The sequence below is a fragment of the Acutalibacter intestini genome (assembly GCF_034334985.1).
Classification (GTDB): Bacteria; Bacillota; Clostridia; order Oscillospirales; family Acutalibacteraceae; genus Acutalibacter; species Acutalibacter intestini.
Window position 1 is genome coordinate 41,547 of record NZ_JAWXXL010000019.1, and the last position, 14,197, is coordinate 55,743.

Here is a 14,197-nt window from a genome sequence, read left to right on the forward strand (position 1 = left end):
CCGCGAAGCATTTTCTGTTCTAATATGGTTCCTCTGGTGCGGCGGTTATCAATATGAAAAAGTGGGGAAATATGGGTCATGTATCAACTTAGCGAGATCTGCCGGGTCTGCTTCCCGAAACGGGACGGTATAGACGTACTGAACAGCCAGCTGGCCCTGGCTATGCGGAAATTCTTTGCCACCGGCCAAAAACCGGTGCGGGTACGGGAGAACCTGACTCTGAACGGCTACAGGGGTCAAGTTCGGGGAAAGCTTAGCAGGCACTCCGTGTACTGGAGCCTGAAGATCAGCGGAGCCCAGGGAAACAGCGTGGTTCTGGAGGAGGCCTTTGGCCAGCCCAGCGGCTGGATGCTGGTGACCAGGGACTTTACCGGGGTAATTACCGGCCGCTCCTATTTTGATCAAAACCACGACTGGGTTAAAAGCGAATATTATGAGCCCTGGGACTCTACCCAGGCCAAGGTGGTCTTTTCCCCTTTGCGCAAAGACCGCCAGGTGCTTTTGCGGGACTGGGACCCAGCCAAACAGGCCTTTCGAGAGACCCGTCTGGCTTTGGCCCCATACCAGTCCGGCACGGCCCAGCAAAATGTGGTGGACGCCCAGCTGGGCCAGCCGCTGCTTCTGCTGGCCACTGTCACCGGCGAGCTCTGCTGCTGCCCCGGCGCCCAGGCCCAGCTGCGGGAACAGGCCACACAAGACGCTGCTGGGGAAGCGACCATTCTAATGCCCGCCTGGGAGGTCCGGGACGGAGCCCTTGTGGACGGAGAAGCGGAGGAACCCACCACCATTACCTTTACCAGCCTGGAAGAATACGCCAAGATTGAGCCAGGCCGGAGAAGCGCGGCCCCCGTCTCTCCTGCTCCCCCCCAGCCGGACCTGCCCTCCGGGGAGGAATTCACCCCCAGCGCTGATCCAAACAGCCTTTTGGAAGCCCCCTCTGGGGAGGAACCTATGCTCTCTCTGGAAACAGCTTCTGCTCTGCCGGAAACCGGCGACGCAACAGCGGACGCGGCTTCCCTGATGGAAGCCGACGGCTCTCGGAAGCCGGGACCTTCCCAACAGGAACACAGCGCGACATCAACGGACTTGGCTTCCTCGGCAGCGCCTGACGGCTCTCGGGAGCCGGGACCTTCCCAACAGGAACACAGCGCGACATCAACGGACCTGGCTTCCTCGGCAGCGCCTGACGGCTCTCGGGAGCCGGGACCTTCCCAACAGGAACACAGCGCGACATCAACGGACCTGGCTTCCTCGGCAGCGCCCGACGGCTCTCGGGAGCCGGGACCTTCCCAACAGGAAAACAGCGCAACATCAACGGACTTGGCTTCCTCGGCAGCGCCCGACGGCTCTCGGGAGCCGGGACCTTCCCAACAGGAACACAGCGCGACATCAACGGACTTGGCTCCCTCGGCAGCGCCTGACGGCTCTCGGGAACCAGGACCTTCCCAACAGGAACACAGCGCGACATCAACGGACTTGGCTTCCTCGGCAGCGCCCGACGACTCTCGGGAGCCGGGACCTTCCCAACAGGAACACAGCACAACATCAACGGACTTGGCTTCCTCGGCAGCGCCCGACGGCTCTCGGGAGTCGGGACCTTCCCAACAGGAGACGCCCCCTTTGAACCGCCGGGGGCGCACCCAGCAGCCTAACGGCTATACCTCGTATGAAGGGGACTATGTCAATGGAAAGCGCCATGGATTTGGCTCTTACTACTATAAGGATGGAAACCTGTGCTACGCCGGTTTCTGGAAGGAGGATCGGCGGGACGGCCTGGGGGTCTCTTTCCGGGACAGCGACCACGCCCTACACGTGGCAAACTGGAAAAACGGCCAGCCTGGAGGGCTGGTAAGCTTATTCGACGCCAACGGCAGCCTACGGTTTGGCGGAAGAATTGAAAACGGCAAAAAAGAGGGCGCGGGTGTGGTGCTGGACGCCCAAGACGGCACCGTATTTGTGGGCCAGTGGAAGGGCGGCGAACCCACAGGTCTGGGTTCGGCCTTTGACCAGGAGGGCCGTCTGCTGTACTATGGCCAGTGGAAAAACGGCCTACGCCACGGCCATGGAACCGAATTCGACCAAAACGGCGCGGTGGTGTTTGACGGCCAGTGGCGGGAAGGGGCCTACTATAACGGTGTGCTGTATCAAAAGCTTTCTCAGCCAGACCAAGAATAGACACAATATGTAGGCTGGGGACCGCCCTGCCAGCCCCCAGCCCTTTGGTGTTTAGCGCATCATTTTCTCCACGTCGCCAATGAGATTGCCCACCGTATGAATGGCCTTACTGGCATTTTTCTTCATGTGCGCCGCCTTACTACGCCGGCCGCCCATAGCTTTTGTGCCGATAACGGCCACCGCCGTGCCAGCCAGCAGGCCCATGCCCACGCCCTTTGCCACGCTCATTGTCTGCTTATACATCGCGTCAAACCTCCATAATATAATTGTGATTCTCAGCAGCCACAATACTGCCCTAATGCTCATGTTTCCCGCCTCCGTCCCCGTTTATTCCGGGTAAATTTTTCTGCGAAAGGTCTTTATCATGTCAACTCTCAATATTGTCCTGGTCCAGCCGGAAATCCCACAAAACACCGGCAACATTGCCCGCACCTGCGCGGTCACCGGAGCGTCTCTGCATCTGGTGGGACCCATGGGTTTTACCCCGGACGACAAAAAGCTGCGCCACGCGGGGCTGGACTATTGGCGGTTTTTGTCCCTTTATCGCTATAATAGCCTATCCGAATTTTTTGAGAAAAACACTGGAGAATTTTTCTTTTTTTCCACCAAAGCCCAGCGCCGCCACAGCGACCCGCACTATCCCGACGGGTGCTACCTGTTCTTTGGAAAAGAGTCTGCCGGCCTGCCGGAGGACCTGCTTTTTACCCACCCAGACCGCTGTGTGCGCATTCCCATGCTGGGCGGGGCCCGCAGCCTGAACCTGGCCAATTCCGTGGCCATCGGAACTTTCGAGGTGCTGCGCCAGTGGGATTATCCCCAGCTGGAATGCGGCGGAGCCCTGCGGGACTATGACTGGGCCGCGGCCAAAGAGGCTTTTCCGGGGTCTGAGTATTTGTAAAACCCGGCTGCCTTTCAATTCCTTGACCCGCAAAAAACCGCCCCGCGTTCCCTAAATACCATGCCTCCAGCCCCCATTGTTTTCACAAAATTCACAACTCCCCCTCTTCCGTGCCCAGGGGGAGTTGTGGTATAATGGGCTTAGCGAATCGGACTGGGCTTGCCGCCGCTTTTGCTTTGTTGGTGGGCCCCTTCTTGGGGGACCAGGTGCTGGCGGGCCGCTGTTTCGGCGTTGCTATGCAACGCCGAAAGGCGCTGCTTTTGGGCGCGGCGCTGGTCTGGGGGCCTCTTTAGCCCAGTGGGCCGGGCCGAGTCAGTGGACCCACTCCTTTTTCCTTCGCGCCGCTTTTAAGGGCCTTAGGGTCAAGGTCGCCTCCGGCGGCCAGGGCTCCTCGCCCTGGACCTCGGAAGGGGCCTAACGCCCCTTCACCGCGCAATGTGTCCGCTTTTTTACCATTTCCCTTTCCATATGGAGGTGCGCTGTGCATTTTATCGAGTTTCAAGACGTCTGCAAATTCTATGCCATGGGCGAAAACAAAATCGCCGCTGCCGACCACATCAGCTTCTTTGTGGAAAAAGGCGAATTTTGCGTTATCGTGGGCCCTTCCGGCGCTGGCAAGACCACGGTGCTAAACATGCTGGGGGGCATGGACGCCTGCGATGAGGGCCGCATTCTGCTGGACGGCGCGGTGATTAGCGAATACAGTTCCCGGCAGCTTACCGCCTACCGCCGCACGGACGTGGGCTTTGTGTTCCAGTTTTACAATCTGGTGCAGAACCTAACCGCCCTGGAAAATGTAGAGCTGGCCAGCGAGATCTGCCCAGATCCTCTGGACGCCAAAACCACCCTGGAGGGTGTGGGGCTGGGGGACCGGCTGCGCAACTTTCCAGCCCAGCTCTCCGGCGGCGAGCAGCAGCGGGTGTCCATTGCCCGGGCCCTGGCCAAGAACCCTAAGATCCTCTTGTGCGACGAGCCCACCGGCGCGCTGGACTACAACACCGGCAAGGCTGTGCTGGGCCTTTTGCAGGAGACCTGCCGGAAAACCGGCCGCACCGTGTTGGTGATCACCCACAACGGGGCCTTGACCGCCATGGCCGACCGGGTTATAAAAATTAAAAGCGGCAAGGCCATCTCCAACCAAGTGAACCCCCACCCCACCCCAGTGGAGGACATCGAGTGGTAAGGAGGCCCTCGCTATGAAAAAAACGTACCTCAAGTCCATTTGGCGCACCATCCGCCACAGCCTTTCCCGGTTTTTGGCCATCTTCTCCATTGTGGCTCTGGGGTCCGGCTTTTTGGCGGGGGTGTTGGCCTCGCCCCTGGACATGCGCCTTTCCGCGGACAACTACTGTGACCAGGGCAACATGTTTGACCTGCGGGCTGTGTCTACCCTGGGGCTGACAGAGGATGATATAACGGCTCTGGCCCAGGTCGAGGGCGTGGCGGACGTTCAGCCAGCCTACGACCTGGACCTGGTACTGCGCTCGGAAGAAGGGGACGCCTATACCACCCGGCTGCACACCCTGGCTGAAAGCGGCGGGGCCCGTATTAACACCCCTATACTGGTCGAGGGACGGCTGCCCCAAAAGGCTGGCGAATGCGCGGTGGTGCTGACCAAGTCCTTTTTCAAGGGCAGCGACTGGGTGGGCCAGACCCTGACCCTGGAGGAGGAAAACGAAGCCCTGCCCCGGCGGCTTACTGTGGTGGGTACGGTTAAAACCCCGCTATATATGTCTTTAGAGCAGGAATACACCACCGCCGGATCGGGTTCTCTGGGGCTCATGGCCTATACCGTAGCCGAGAGCTTTGACCAGGACTATTATACCACGGCCTATCTGACTTTGGAGGGTTCTCAAGAGCTGAACGCCTTTGACGGGGCCTATGAGCAACTGGTGGCGGACGCTGCCGAAAAGCTGGAAGCCCTGGGAGAGCAGCGGGCGGGGATTCGGTATCAAGATATTATGGACGAGGCCAACGCCCAGCTAGCCGACGCCCGCAAAGAGTATGCAGATGGGAAAAAAGAGGCTGAGGAAGAGCTGGAGAAAGCCCTAAAGGAGCTTCAGGACGGAGAGAAGAAATTGGCCGACAGCGAACAAAAGCTGGCCGACGCCGAACAGGAGCTGGCTGACGGCCGCAAGGGGCTGGAAGAGGGGCGGACCAAATACCAGGCGGAAACAGCGGATGCCAAACAAAGGATTCGCGATGGCCGGGACCAGATCAGCGGCTACCAAAGCCAGATCGACAGCGGCAGGGCCCAGCTGCGCACCGCCCAAGCCCAGCTGAACGGAGGTTTTGAAGAGCTGGCCGCCAACGAAGCGGAACTGGCCGGAGCCAAAGAGGAGCTGGACAAGACCCAGGCCAACCTGGACGCTCTGGACCAGGGAAAAGCAGCGCTGGAACAGACCGCCGCCCAGCTGGGCCTACCTGCCGGAGACGGCAGCGACCAAAGCGCCCTAGCTCTGATTTCCCAGCTGGAACAGCTGGCCCCAGAAGCCGCCCAGGCCTTTGCGCAACTAAAAGCGGGGCTGGAAGCCCTGGCTGCTCAAGGCACAGACACTGCCGGGGCCCGGCAGGCCATAGAGACAGGTTTGGCCCAGTATCACACAGGCCTGGCCCAGGCCCAGCAGGCCCGGACCCGCCTGGAAGAGAGCCAGCGGCAGCTAAACGCCCAGCTAACCCAGCTGGAACAGCAGCAGGCCCAGCTTACCAGTCAAAAGGCGGAGCTGGACCGCTCGGAGGCCGCCTTGCAGCAGGCCATGCGGGACGCCGAGGCAGAGTTTGCCCAGGCGGAAAAGGACCTGGCCCAGGGACAGGCCGACTATGACGAGGGCCTGCAAAAGCTGGAGGATGGCAAAAAGGATCTGGCCCAGGGCTGGGATGAGTACGAAACTGGCAGGACCGACGCGGACCGGGCACTGGCCGACGCGGAGGAGAAGATCCATGACGCCCAGGCGGATATCGACAAAATAGAGGCCTGCGAGTGGTATATCTTTGACCGAAAGGACAACGCGGGCTTTTCCAGCTACGCGGACAACGCGGACAAGATTGCCGCCATTGCCCAGGTGTTCCCGGTGTTCTTCTTCCTGGTGGCCGCGCTGGTGGCCCTGACCACCATGACCCGCATGGTGGAGGAAGAGCGGCAGCTTATTGGCACCATGAAAGCCCTGGGGTATTCCTCCCTCTCCATTGCCGCCAAGTACCTGCTGTATGCCGCCGCGGCCAGTCTTTTCGGCTGCGCGGCGGGGGTGGCTGTGGGCATGTGGCTGTTCCCCACTATTATTGTGAATGCCTATAATATCATGTACGACCTGCCCCAGGCGCTGACGCCCTTTAACTGGACCCTGGCGCTGGTCTCGGCGGTAACGGCTGTGCTGTGTACCCTGACGGCCACCCTCTCTGCCTGCTGGCACGCCCTAAAGGAGGTCCCTGCCCGGCTGATGCTGCCTAAAGCCCCCAAGGCGGGCAAACGCATTCTGCTGGAATATATCACCCCCTTGTGGAGCCGCCTGAAGTTTACCCAAAAGGTAACCGCCCGCAACCTGTTCCGCTATAAAAAACGCTTTTTCATGACCGTGCTGGGCATTGCCGGGTGCACGGCTCTGCTGGTGACAGGCTTTGGCATACGGGACTCCATCTCCGACATTGTGGAACTGCAATATACCCAGCTGTCCCAGTATCAGCTTATTGTGGCCCTAAACGAAAGCGAGGCTTTGGAAACTCCTGGTCTTATGGAGATTTTGTCCGGTAAGGACCGGGTGCTGGACTACCTGCCCGCCCTACAGGACAGTGGCACGGTGATACCAGAAGCGGGCCGGCCAGAGGACAGTGTGACTATTTTCGCCACACCCCAAGGGGACCGGCTGCCAGAGTTTTTCCACTTCCGCCACCGCACAGACAGCCAGCCTGTGGACTATAACGAAAACTCTGTCATTATTACAGAAAAGCTGGCGGAGCGCCACCGTCTCTCGGTAGGAGATCGTATTACTGTGAAAAATCAGGATGAAGATCAGGCCAGCTTTGTCATAACCGATATTTGCGAAAACTATGTACACCACTACCTATACCTTTCCCCTGCTGCCTACCAGGAGGCCTTTGGCCAGGAAGCCACGGTAAACTCCCTATTATGTAAGTTACCGGAAGAGGGCCCCCGGGGCGGTGAAGAGGCCCTGACCACGGACCTGCTCCAGTGCGGCGGCGTGGCCATGACCACCTCTACCAAAGAGCTTTCCGCCAGCTTTCATAATAGCCTGCAAAGCATCAATTCCATTGTGCTGGTGCTCATTATCTCGGCGGGGGCCCTGGCCTTTGTAGTGCTATATAACCTGACCAACATCAATATTACCGAGCGGGAAAAAGAGCTGGCCACCATCAAGGTGCTGGGCTTTTACCAGAGCGAGGTGGCTGCCTATATCTACCGTGAGTCCGCCATGCTGACCCTGATTGGAACCGGGGTGGGGCTGCTGCTGGGCGTTGTGCTGCACCAGTTTGTCATCCGCACCGCAGAGGTGGACCTAGTAATGTTCGGCCGGAATATCTACCCCCTCAGCTATATATTCGCCACTTTGCTGACCTTCCTGTTCAGCCTGTTAGTAAGCCTGGTGATGTATAAGAAGCTGGCAAATATCAGTATGGTGGAAAGCATGAAGGCGCCGGAGTAGGGAATCAAGGGGCGCGGGCACCGCGCTGTCTCATCTAGAAATTCATTAAGGAGACTCACCATGAAACATCTCATCATTGCCGGGGTGCCCCGGTCTGGCAAAAGCACCCTGGCCCGCCGGGTGGCCCAGTCCTTTGGCTGGCAGCATATCTCCATGGACGCGGTGATCGCCGGGTTCGAACGCTGCTTCCCCCAAACCGGGGTGGACACCGGCATCGCTGTAAACGCAGGGAAGCCCTCGGCAGAGATTCTCCGCATCATCAGCGGAAAGATGGCCCCTTTCCTGGAGGTTATGACCAGCCAAGAGGAATACGACCAGAAAAACGGGCCTATGGTCATTGACATGTACCAACTTCTGCCAGAGGACTATACCCAGTTCCTGAACCCGGCGGTCTGCGATATTTTCTATCTTCTTACCGCCGACGTAACCCCTCAGGAGCGCTTTGACATCCAGAAAAAATATGATACGCCAGAGGACTACAGCTACTGTCTCTCTGACGAAGAGCGCATGGAGGGCTGCGAATACCTGGTGGAACAAAGCCGAATGATTCGGGACCAGTGCCAAAAGCTGGGCCTGCCCTACTATGAGACCTCCCTTCAACGGGAGAAAGTCTTTGACGAGATATTACAAACCCTTACGGCACAGCGAATGTGCTATGAGGACGCGGAGGGAGAGCGTTCATCCGATCCATAAACAAAGAATACGCAAAGGCGTATGTTATCATGAAAAACAAACGGATTCATCTGGAAGTTCCCCGCCAAAACCACAAGGAGCGCGCGCTGGCTTTTCGGCAGGAATTTTTCAGTTCCGGCGAGCCGGTGATGTTTGGCAGCGAGCTGCTGGACCAAACCGAGTGCTATGAGGACTGGCTGGATAGCGTCACAAAAAACGCGGCCCCAGAGACCGTAAGCCCTAGGGCGTGTTCACATAAGCGTTCGTACGCGTCTTTTTGGCAAATTTTTGTCATCTTCTTCGTTGAAAATTCTTGAAGTACGCGAGTACGTCTGCGAATTTTCGTCTTGAATCTGACAAAAATTTACTCCAAAATCCGCATACTCTGCTTATGGGAACACGCCCTAGCTGGGTGCGAACCGACACGTTTTTCGCAATGGACGGAGAGGACAAGATTGTGGGCATCATTGACCTACGCCATACTCTCAATGACTTTTTAGCAGACTTGGGCAACTGCGGCTGCAGTGTGCGGCCCAGCCAGCGCCAAAAAGGCTATGCGGGGCAGATGCTGGGGCAGGTGCTGGACCGGGCCAAAGAGGTGGGACTGACAGCGCTGTATATCTCTGTGGAGCGGGAAAACCTCCCCTCGGTAAAGGTAATCAAGCGTAACGGCGGCGTCTACCAGCGCAGCTTTACCCATGAAGGACAGCAGGCGGATATTTATGCCTTTCGAATTTAGGAATCCCTGGAAAATTTACCCTCGCGCGGCTGTTTTCGCAAAGTTCTACTTGCAAACAGCCGCGTTTTGTTATACAATATTTGGTAGTAGGCTGTTCGTTACCGCCACCTTATCTCTATACAAAAGGAGTGCTCCAACATGAACTATTTGAACAAAAAGACCGTTGAGGACATTGACGTAGCCGGCAAGCGGGTTCTGGTCCGCTGCGACTTTAACGTCCCTATGAAGGACGGCGCAATCACCGACACCAAGCGCATTGTAGGCGCGCTGCCCACTGTAAAGTACCTTTCTGATCACGGCGCCAAGGTGATTCTCTGCTCTCACATGGGCCGTCCCCACAATATTTTTAACGATACCGTGAAGCTGGACAAGAAGGAAAAGAAAAAGATTGACGCTATGCCCCAGGCCGAGCAGGCCGAGGCCACCGCTAAGGCCCTGGAGGCCGCTAAGGGCGATGTGACCAAGTTCTCCCTAGCCCCTGTGGCCGCCGAGCTGGGTAAGCTTTTGGGCAAAGAAGTGACTATGGCCAAGGACGTGATCGGCCCCGATGCCAAAGCCAAAGCCGCCGCTCTGAAAGACGGCGACGTGATGATTATTGAGAACATCCGCTTCCATGCTGAAGAGACCAAGAACGACCCCGCCTTTGCCAAAGAGCTGGCCTCTATGGCCGAGATTTATGTAAACGACGCTTTCGGCACCGCCCACCGGGCCCACGCCTCTACCGAAGGAGTGTCCCATTATCTGCCTGCCGTGTGCGGCTACCTGATCCAGAAGGAGATCACCGTCATGGGCGGCGCCCTGACCGAGCCCAAGCGCCCCTTTGTGGCCATTTTGGGCGGCGCGAAGGTCTCTGACAAAATCGGCGTGATCGACAACCTGATCAGCAAGGTAGACACCCTGATCATCGGCGGCGGGATGGCCTATACCTTCTTCAAAGCCCAGGGCTATGGCATTGGCACCTCACTATGCGAAGAGGACAAACTGGAGCTGGCCAAGGCTACCCTGGAAAAAGCCCAGAAGAACGGCGTGAAGTTCCTGCTGCCTGTGGACACCAAGGTAGGCAAGGCGTTTGACCCCGACACCGAGAGCCAGGTAGTGGACTCCACCAGTATTCCCGAGGGCTGGATGGGCCTGGACATTGGCCCCAAAACCATTGAGCTGTTTAGCGAGGCTATTAAGGGCGCGGCCACCGTGGTGTGGAACGGCCCCATGGGCGTCTCCGAGTGGGACAACTTCGCAAAGGGCACCATTGGCGTAGCCTCTGCTGTGGCCGAAAGCGGCGCCATTTCCATCATCGGCGGCGGCGACAGCGCGGCGGCGGTAGAGAAGCTGGGCTTCGCGGAGAAGATGACCCACATTTCCACCGGCGGCGGCGCCTCCCTGGAGTTCCTGGAGGGCCTGGAGCTGCCTGGTATTGCCTGCCTGAACGAGAAATAATTTTGCTATACGGGAGGGCGGGGGATGACTCCGCTCTTTCTTGTGAAAGAAGGATCGGTCTATGAAAGACCAGGTTTTTGGCGCGTTCCTGCGGCTGGTGATTAGCCCGCTGAAATGAATCTGCGCGGAACGGGCCCCTTCCCAAAAGGACAAGCTGCTGAAAAAAAAGGATTGAGGACCTGGAGAGTACCGCCCTGCTGGACTAAAATGAACGGTGAAAGGCTGAATTCGAATATACCAGACCACAAACCGGCCACCGCAAGGAAAATTTTCTATAGGACCAACTGACATGCAGTTCCGCGCTTTTTTGCGTATGATTATTGACGCGCCGGATGACACCGAGCTTGAAAATGATCCCGAGAAAAAGTCAAAACTCATTGTAAAGATTTAGGAAAAATTTGCAAAACACTTTGGAGGAATAATTACCATGAACAAAGCACTGCGCAAAGCCGTTATTGCCGGCAACTGGAAGATGAACAAGACCCCCGCCGAGGCCAAAGAGCTCATTGCCGCCATCGCACCCCTGGTAAAGGACGCGGGCTGCGACGTGGTGGCCTGCGCCCCCTTTGTGGACCTTTCCGCCGCCCAAGAGGCCGCACAGGGCACCAACATCCAGATCGGCGCGGAGAACTGCCACTGGGCCAAGTCCGGCGCGTTCACCGGAGAGATCTCCGCTGAGATGCTGGCCTCTATGGGTGTGAAAATCGTCATCATCGGCCACAGCGAGCGCCGCCAGTACTTTGGCGAAACCGACGTCACTGTACACGACCGGGTGCGCGCCGCTTTGGACGCGGGCCTCACCGTAATCCTCTGCGTGGGCGAGACCCTGGAGCAGCGGGAGCAGGGCATTACCAGCGAGCTGTGCGCCCTACAGACCAAAATCGCCCTGGGCGGGGTTAGCGAGGAGGAGCTGAAGCGTATTATCATTGCTTACGAGCCCGTATGGGCCATCGGCACCGGCAAAACCGCCACCGCCGCCCAGGCCAACGAGGTCTGCGCCCTGATCCGCCAGACCATTAAGGATTTGTACAATTGCGCCGCTGGGGACGGCATCACCATTCAGTACGGCGGCTCTATGAACGCCGCTAACGCCGCCGAGCTGCTGGCCCAACCCGACGTGGACGGCGGCCTCATCGGCGGAGCCTCCCTGAAGCCCCAGGACTTTGCCACCATCGTAAAGGCCGCTACCGAGGGCTAAGCCGTGTAGGAGCGCTGCGGGCGCTATGTTCACACCCTGTGGGTGCTGGCCGCGCTGTTCAAGATCGCCCAATCCCTGTGCGCGGCCGTTTTGACCGCCGGTAAACTGGCCAACAACGTCACCTTTCAGCTGGCGCTGGACAGCCTGGGGCCCTTTTTGCCGGTGATGTCCCTGGTCTGCCTTTTGGGCGGGCTGCTGTTCGCGGCGTGGAGCTGGCGGCCAGCCTCCTCCACCGTAAAAAGTAATAACGAAAGGAACCGAAGTACAGCATGAAAAAACCCCTTGTTTTGATGATTCTAGACGGCTTCGGCATTGCCCCGGATGAGGGCAACGCCATTGTGGCCGCCAAGACCCCTAACCTGGACCGCATCCTTAAGGAGAACCCCGTCACAAAGATCGGGGCCTCCGGCATGGACGTGGGCCTGCCCGACGGCCAGATGGGCAACAGCGAAGTGGGCCACACCAATATTGGCGCGGGCCGCATTGTGTACCAGGAGCTGACCCGTATCACCAAGTCCGCCCAGGACGGGGACATGGAGAAGAATCCCGCCCTGCTGCACGCCATGCGGTCTGCCAAAGAGAACGGCAAGGCCCTGCACTTTATGGGCCTTTTATCTGATGGCGGCGTGCACAGCCACAACACCCACCTGTACGCCCTGCTGGGCATGGCCAAGAATATCGGCGTGGAAAAGGTCTTTGTCCACTGCTTTTTGGACGGCCGGGACGTGCCCCCTTCCAGCGGCAAAGACTATGTGAAGGAGCTGGCGGAAAAGCTGGAGGAGATTGGCCTGGGCCAGGTGGCCACTGTGATGGGCCGGTACTATGCCATGGACCGGGACAACCGCTGGGAGCGGGTGGAAAAGGCCTATGCCGCTATGGTGTATGGCGAAGGCCTAGAGGCCGCGTGCCCCGTGTGCGCGGTGCAGACCTCCTACGACCAGAAGGTCACCGACGAGTTCGTGGTGCCCACAGTGTGCCAGGGCGCCCAGCCCATTGAGGCGGGGGACTCTATCATCTTCTACAACTTCCGCCCCGACCGCGCCCGGGAGATCACCCGCACCCTGGTAGACCCAGACTTTACCGGTTTTGAGCGCAAAAAGGGCTTCTTCCCCCTCAACTACGTGTGCATGACCCAGTACGACGCAACGATGCCTAACGTAGACGTGGCCTACAAGCCCGAGGGCCTGGAGAACACTTTTGGCGAATATATTTCTAATAAGGGCCTGACCCAGCTGCGTATTGCCGAGACAGAGAAGTACGCCCATGTGACCTTCTTCTTTAACGGCGGCGTGGAGAAGCAGTACCCCGGCGAGGACCGGATTTTGGTAAAATCCCCGGCGGTAGCCACCTACGACCTACAGCCGGAGATGAGCGCCTACGAGGTTACCGACAAGATGGTGGAGGCTGTGAAGTCTGGCAAATACGACGCCCTGATTCTCAACTATGCCAACTGCGACATGGTGGGCCACACCGGCGTGTTTGAGGCCGCCGTCAAGGCTGTGGAGGCTGTGGACGCCTGCATTGGCCGGGTGGAAGCTGCCGTGAAAGAGATGGACGGCTGCATCCTGCTGACTGCGGACCACGGCAACGCCGACAAGATGGTGGATGACGACGGTACGCCCTTTACCGCCCACACCACCAACCCGGTGCCCTTCTGCGTGATCAACCACCCCTGCCAGCTGCGGGAAGGCGGTCGCCTGGCGGACATTGCCCCTACCATGCTGAAAGTGCTGGGCCTGCCCCAGCCCGCCGAGATGAGCGGCGAGAGCATTATAAAATAAAAAGAGACTCCAGATGAGGTAAACTGCTATGACTTCAACGGATATAGTAGGCTTTGTCATTTTGATGATCGTAGCCCTGTCCCTCATCGGCCTGTCTGTTCCCCTGCTGATGGGCAAGGGCGCTTGGTTAGTGGCTGGATATAACACCATGAGCGCCCAGGAAAAAGCCCAGTGGGACGGTCCGGCCCTGGCCCGGTTTACCGGGAAGATTCTGCTGGCCTGCGGGCTGGCCACCATACTGTATGGGGTGGGGCTGTTCTGTTTTAGCCTGCCATGGATCACCTGGGTGTACCTGGTTCTGCTGCTGGGGCTGTGCGGCTTCGCGGTGGCCTGGTGCAATACCGGCGGGCGGTTCCGCAAATAAAAGACCTCCTTTTTGCGAAATAGCTGCCGCTCCGCACGGAGCGCGCCCTACGGCAGGACCCTTGGGGCTTTGCGTCTCGGTCGGTTCGCAGCTTATCTGCCACCGACAGACACTCACCCCCAACCCCCACCAGGCGCCGAGAGTTGACAGGGCCAACTCTTCGCACCAGGACCGTTCTAGTTTTCTAATACTATGTTTAGGAGTAATTAATAACTATTTTCTTTTCGCAAGAAGTCTAATAAAATGATACGAAAAGGACCGACGGCAGCAAAATG

The 14,197-nt window shown here is 58.3% G+C and carries 14 protein-coding genes; 13 read left to right on the forward strand and 1 reads right to left on the reverse strand.

Annotated elements, in window-relative coordinates:
• Positions 1 to 78: 78 nt before the first annotated feature.
• Positions 79 to 2,175, forward strand: coding sequence for a hypothetical protein (locus tag U8U68_RS13670; protein ID WP_322201697.1), 2,097 nt, complete (start codon positions 79 to 81; stop codon positions 2,173 to 2,175).
• 51 nt (positions 2,176 to 2,226) lie between these two features.
• On the opposite strand, the gene U8U68_RS13675 is transcribed toward U8U68_RS13670, so the two are convergent.
• Positions 2,227 to 2,418: a hypothetical protein gene (locus tag U8U68_RS13675; RefSeq protein ID WP_322201699.1), complete on the reverse strand. Its 192-nt coding sequence runs from the start codon at positions 2,416 to 2,418 to the stop codon at positions 2,227 to 2,229.
• A gap of 121 nt (positions 2,419 to 2,539) precedes the next feature.
• On the opposite strand from U8U68_RS13675, the gene U8U68_RS13680 reads away from it, so the two are divergent.
• The 12 genes from U8U68_RS13680 (at position 2,540) to U8U68_RS13735 (ending at position 13,922) form a co-directional block, all read left to right on the forward strand.
• Positions 2,540 to 3,073, forward strand: a complete 534-nt coding sequence (locus U8U68_RS13680; protein ID WP_322201701.1) for a tRNA (cytidine(34)-2'-O)-methyltransferase — start codon at positions 2,540 to 2,542, stop codon at positions 3,071 to 3,073.
• 134 nt (positions 3,074 to 3,207) lie between these two features.
• A complete protein-coding gene (locus U8U68_RS13685) occupies positions 3,208 to 3,366 on the forward strand; it encodes a hypothetical protein (protein WP_322201703.1) in 159 nt (52 codons plus the stop codon).
• Between the two features lie 230 nt (positions 3,367 to 3,596).
• On the forward strand, positions 3,597 to 4,256 hold the full coding sequence (locus U8U68_RS13690; protein WP_322201746.1) for an ABC transporter ATP-binding protein: 660 nt from the start codon (positions 3,597 to 3,599) through the stop codon (positions 4,254 to 4,256).
• Between the two features lie 13 nt (positions 4,257 to 4,269).
• Complete coding sequence (locus tag U8U68_RS13695) at positions 4,270 to 7,731, forward strand: FtsX-like permease family protein (protein ID WP_322201705.1); 3,462 nt, start codon at positions 4,270 to 4,272, stop codon at positions 7,729 to 7,731.
• 60 nt (positions 7,732 to 7,791) lie between these two features.
• Positions 7,792 to 8,424 (forward strand): hypothetical protein, encoded by a 633-nt coding sequence (locus U8U68_RS13700; RefSeq protein WP_322201707.1) that lies wholly within the window; start codon positions 7,792 to 7,794, stop codon positions 8,422 to 8,424.
• A gap of 29 nt (positions 8,425 to 8,453) precedes the next feature.
• Positions 8,454 to 8,720 (forward strand): hypothetical protein, encoded by a 267-nt coding sequence (locus U8U68_RS13705; protein ID WP_322201709.1) that lies wholly within the window; start codon positions 8,454 to 8,456, stop codon positions 8,718 to 8,720.
• A gap of 74 nt (positions 8,721 to 8,794) precedes the next feature.
• Positions 8,795 to 9,142 (forward strand): GNAT family N-acetyltransferase, encoded by a 348-nt coding sequence (locus U8U68_RS13710; RefSeq protein WP_322201711.1) that lies wholly within the window; start codon positions 8,795 to 8,797, stop codon positions 9,140 to 9,142.
• A 222-nt stretch (positions 9,143 to 9,364) separates the two neighbouring features.
• Positions 9,365 to 10,579 (forward strand): phosphoglycerate kinase, encoded by a 1,215-nt coding sequence (locus U8U68_RS13715; RefSeq protein ID WP_496196384.1) that lies wholly within the window; start codon positions 9,365 to 9,367, stop codon positions 10,577 to 10,579.
• Positions 10,580 to 11,006: 427 nt separating this feature from the next.
• Positions 11,007 to 11,777, forward strand: coding sequence for a triose-phosphate isomerase (gene tpiA, locus U8U68_RS13720; protein ID WP_322201715.1), 771 nt, complete (start codon positions 11,007 to 11,009; stop codon positions 11,775 to 11,777).
• Positions 11,778 to 11,867: 90 nt separating this feature from the next.
• Entirely contained in the window at positions 11,868 to 12,050 is a 183-nt protein-coding gene (locus tag U8U68_RS13725) for a hypothetical protein (RefSeq protein ID WP_322201717.1), read from the forward strand.
• A complete protein-coding gene (gene gpmI, locus U8U68_RS13730) occupies positions 12,047 to 13,558 on the forward strand; it encodes a 2,3-bisphosphoglycerate-independent phosphoglycerate mutase (RefSeq protein ID WP_322201719.1) in 1,512 nt (503 codons plus the stop codon). The genes U8U68_RS13725 and gpmI overlap by 4 nt, the downstream gene beginning before the upstream one ends.
• A gap of 28 nt (positions 13,559 to 13,586) precedes the next feature.
• Entirely contained in the window at positions 13,587 to 13,922 is a 336-nt protein-coding gene (locus U8U68_RS13735; protein ID WP_322201721.1) for a DUF3784 domain-containing protein, read from the forward strand.
• Positions 13,923 to 14,197 lie beyond the last annotated feature (275 nt).

Bases quoted from the DNA above. Each gene is read 5' to 3' on its own strand.
- U8U68_RS13710 (WP_322201711.1), top strand. From the start codon at position 8,795: ATGGGAACACGCCCTAGCTGGGTGCGAACCGACACGTTTTTCGCAATG.
- tpiA (WP_322201715.1), top strand. From the start codon at position 11,007: ATGAACAAAGCACTGCGCAAAGCCGTTATTGCCGGCAACTGGAAGATG.
- gpmI (WP_322201719.1), top strand. From the start codon at position 12,047: ATGAAAAAACCCCTTGTTTTGATGATTCTAGACGGCTTCGGCATTGCC.
- U8U68_RS13735 (WP_322201721.1), top strand. From the start codon at position 13,587: ATGACTTCAACGGATATAGTAGGCTTTGTCATTTTGATGATCGTAGCC.
- U8U68_RS13715 (WP_496196384.1), top strand. From the start codon at position 9,365: ATGAAGGACGGCGCAATCACCGACACCAAGCGCATTGTAGGCGCGCTG.
- U8U68_RS13705 (WP_322201709.1), top strand. From the start codon at position 8,454: ATGAAAAACAAACGGATTCATCTGGAAGTTCCCCGCCAAAACCACAAG.
- U8U68_RS13695 (WP_322201705.1), top strand. From the start codon at position 4,270: ATGAAAAAAACGTACCTCAAGTCCATTTGGCGCACCATCCGCCACAGC.
- U8U68_RS13680 (WP_322201701.1), top strand. From the start codon at position 2,540: ATGTCAACTCTCAATATTGTCCTGGTCCAGCCGGAAATCCCACAAAAC.
- U8U68_RS13700 (WP_322201707.1), top strand. From the start codon at position 7,792: ATGAAACATCTCATCATTGCCGGGGTGCCCCGGTCTGGCAAAAGCACC.
- U8U68_RS13685 (WP_322201703.1), top strand. From the start codon at position 3,208: ATGGGCTTAGCGAATCGGACTGGGCTTGCCGCCGCTTTTGCTTTGTTG.
- U8U68_RS13690 (WP_322201746.1), top strand. From the start codon at position 3,597: ATGGGCGAAAACAAAATCGCCGCTGCCGACCACATCAGCTTCTTTGTG.
- U8U68_RS13675 (WP_322201699.1), bottom strand. From the start codon at position 2,418: ATGTATAAGCAGACAATGAGCGTGGCAAAGGGCGTGGGCATGGGCCTG.
- U8U68_RS13670 (WP_322201697.1), top strand. From the start codon at position 79: ATGTATCAACTTAGCGAGATCTGCCGGGTCTGCTTCCCGAAACGGGAC.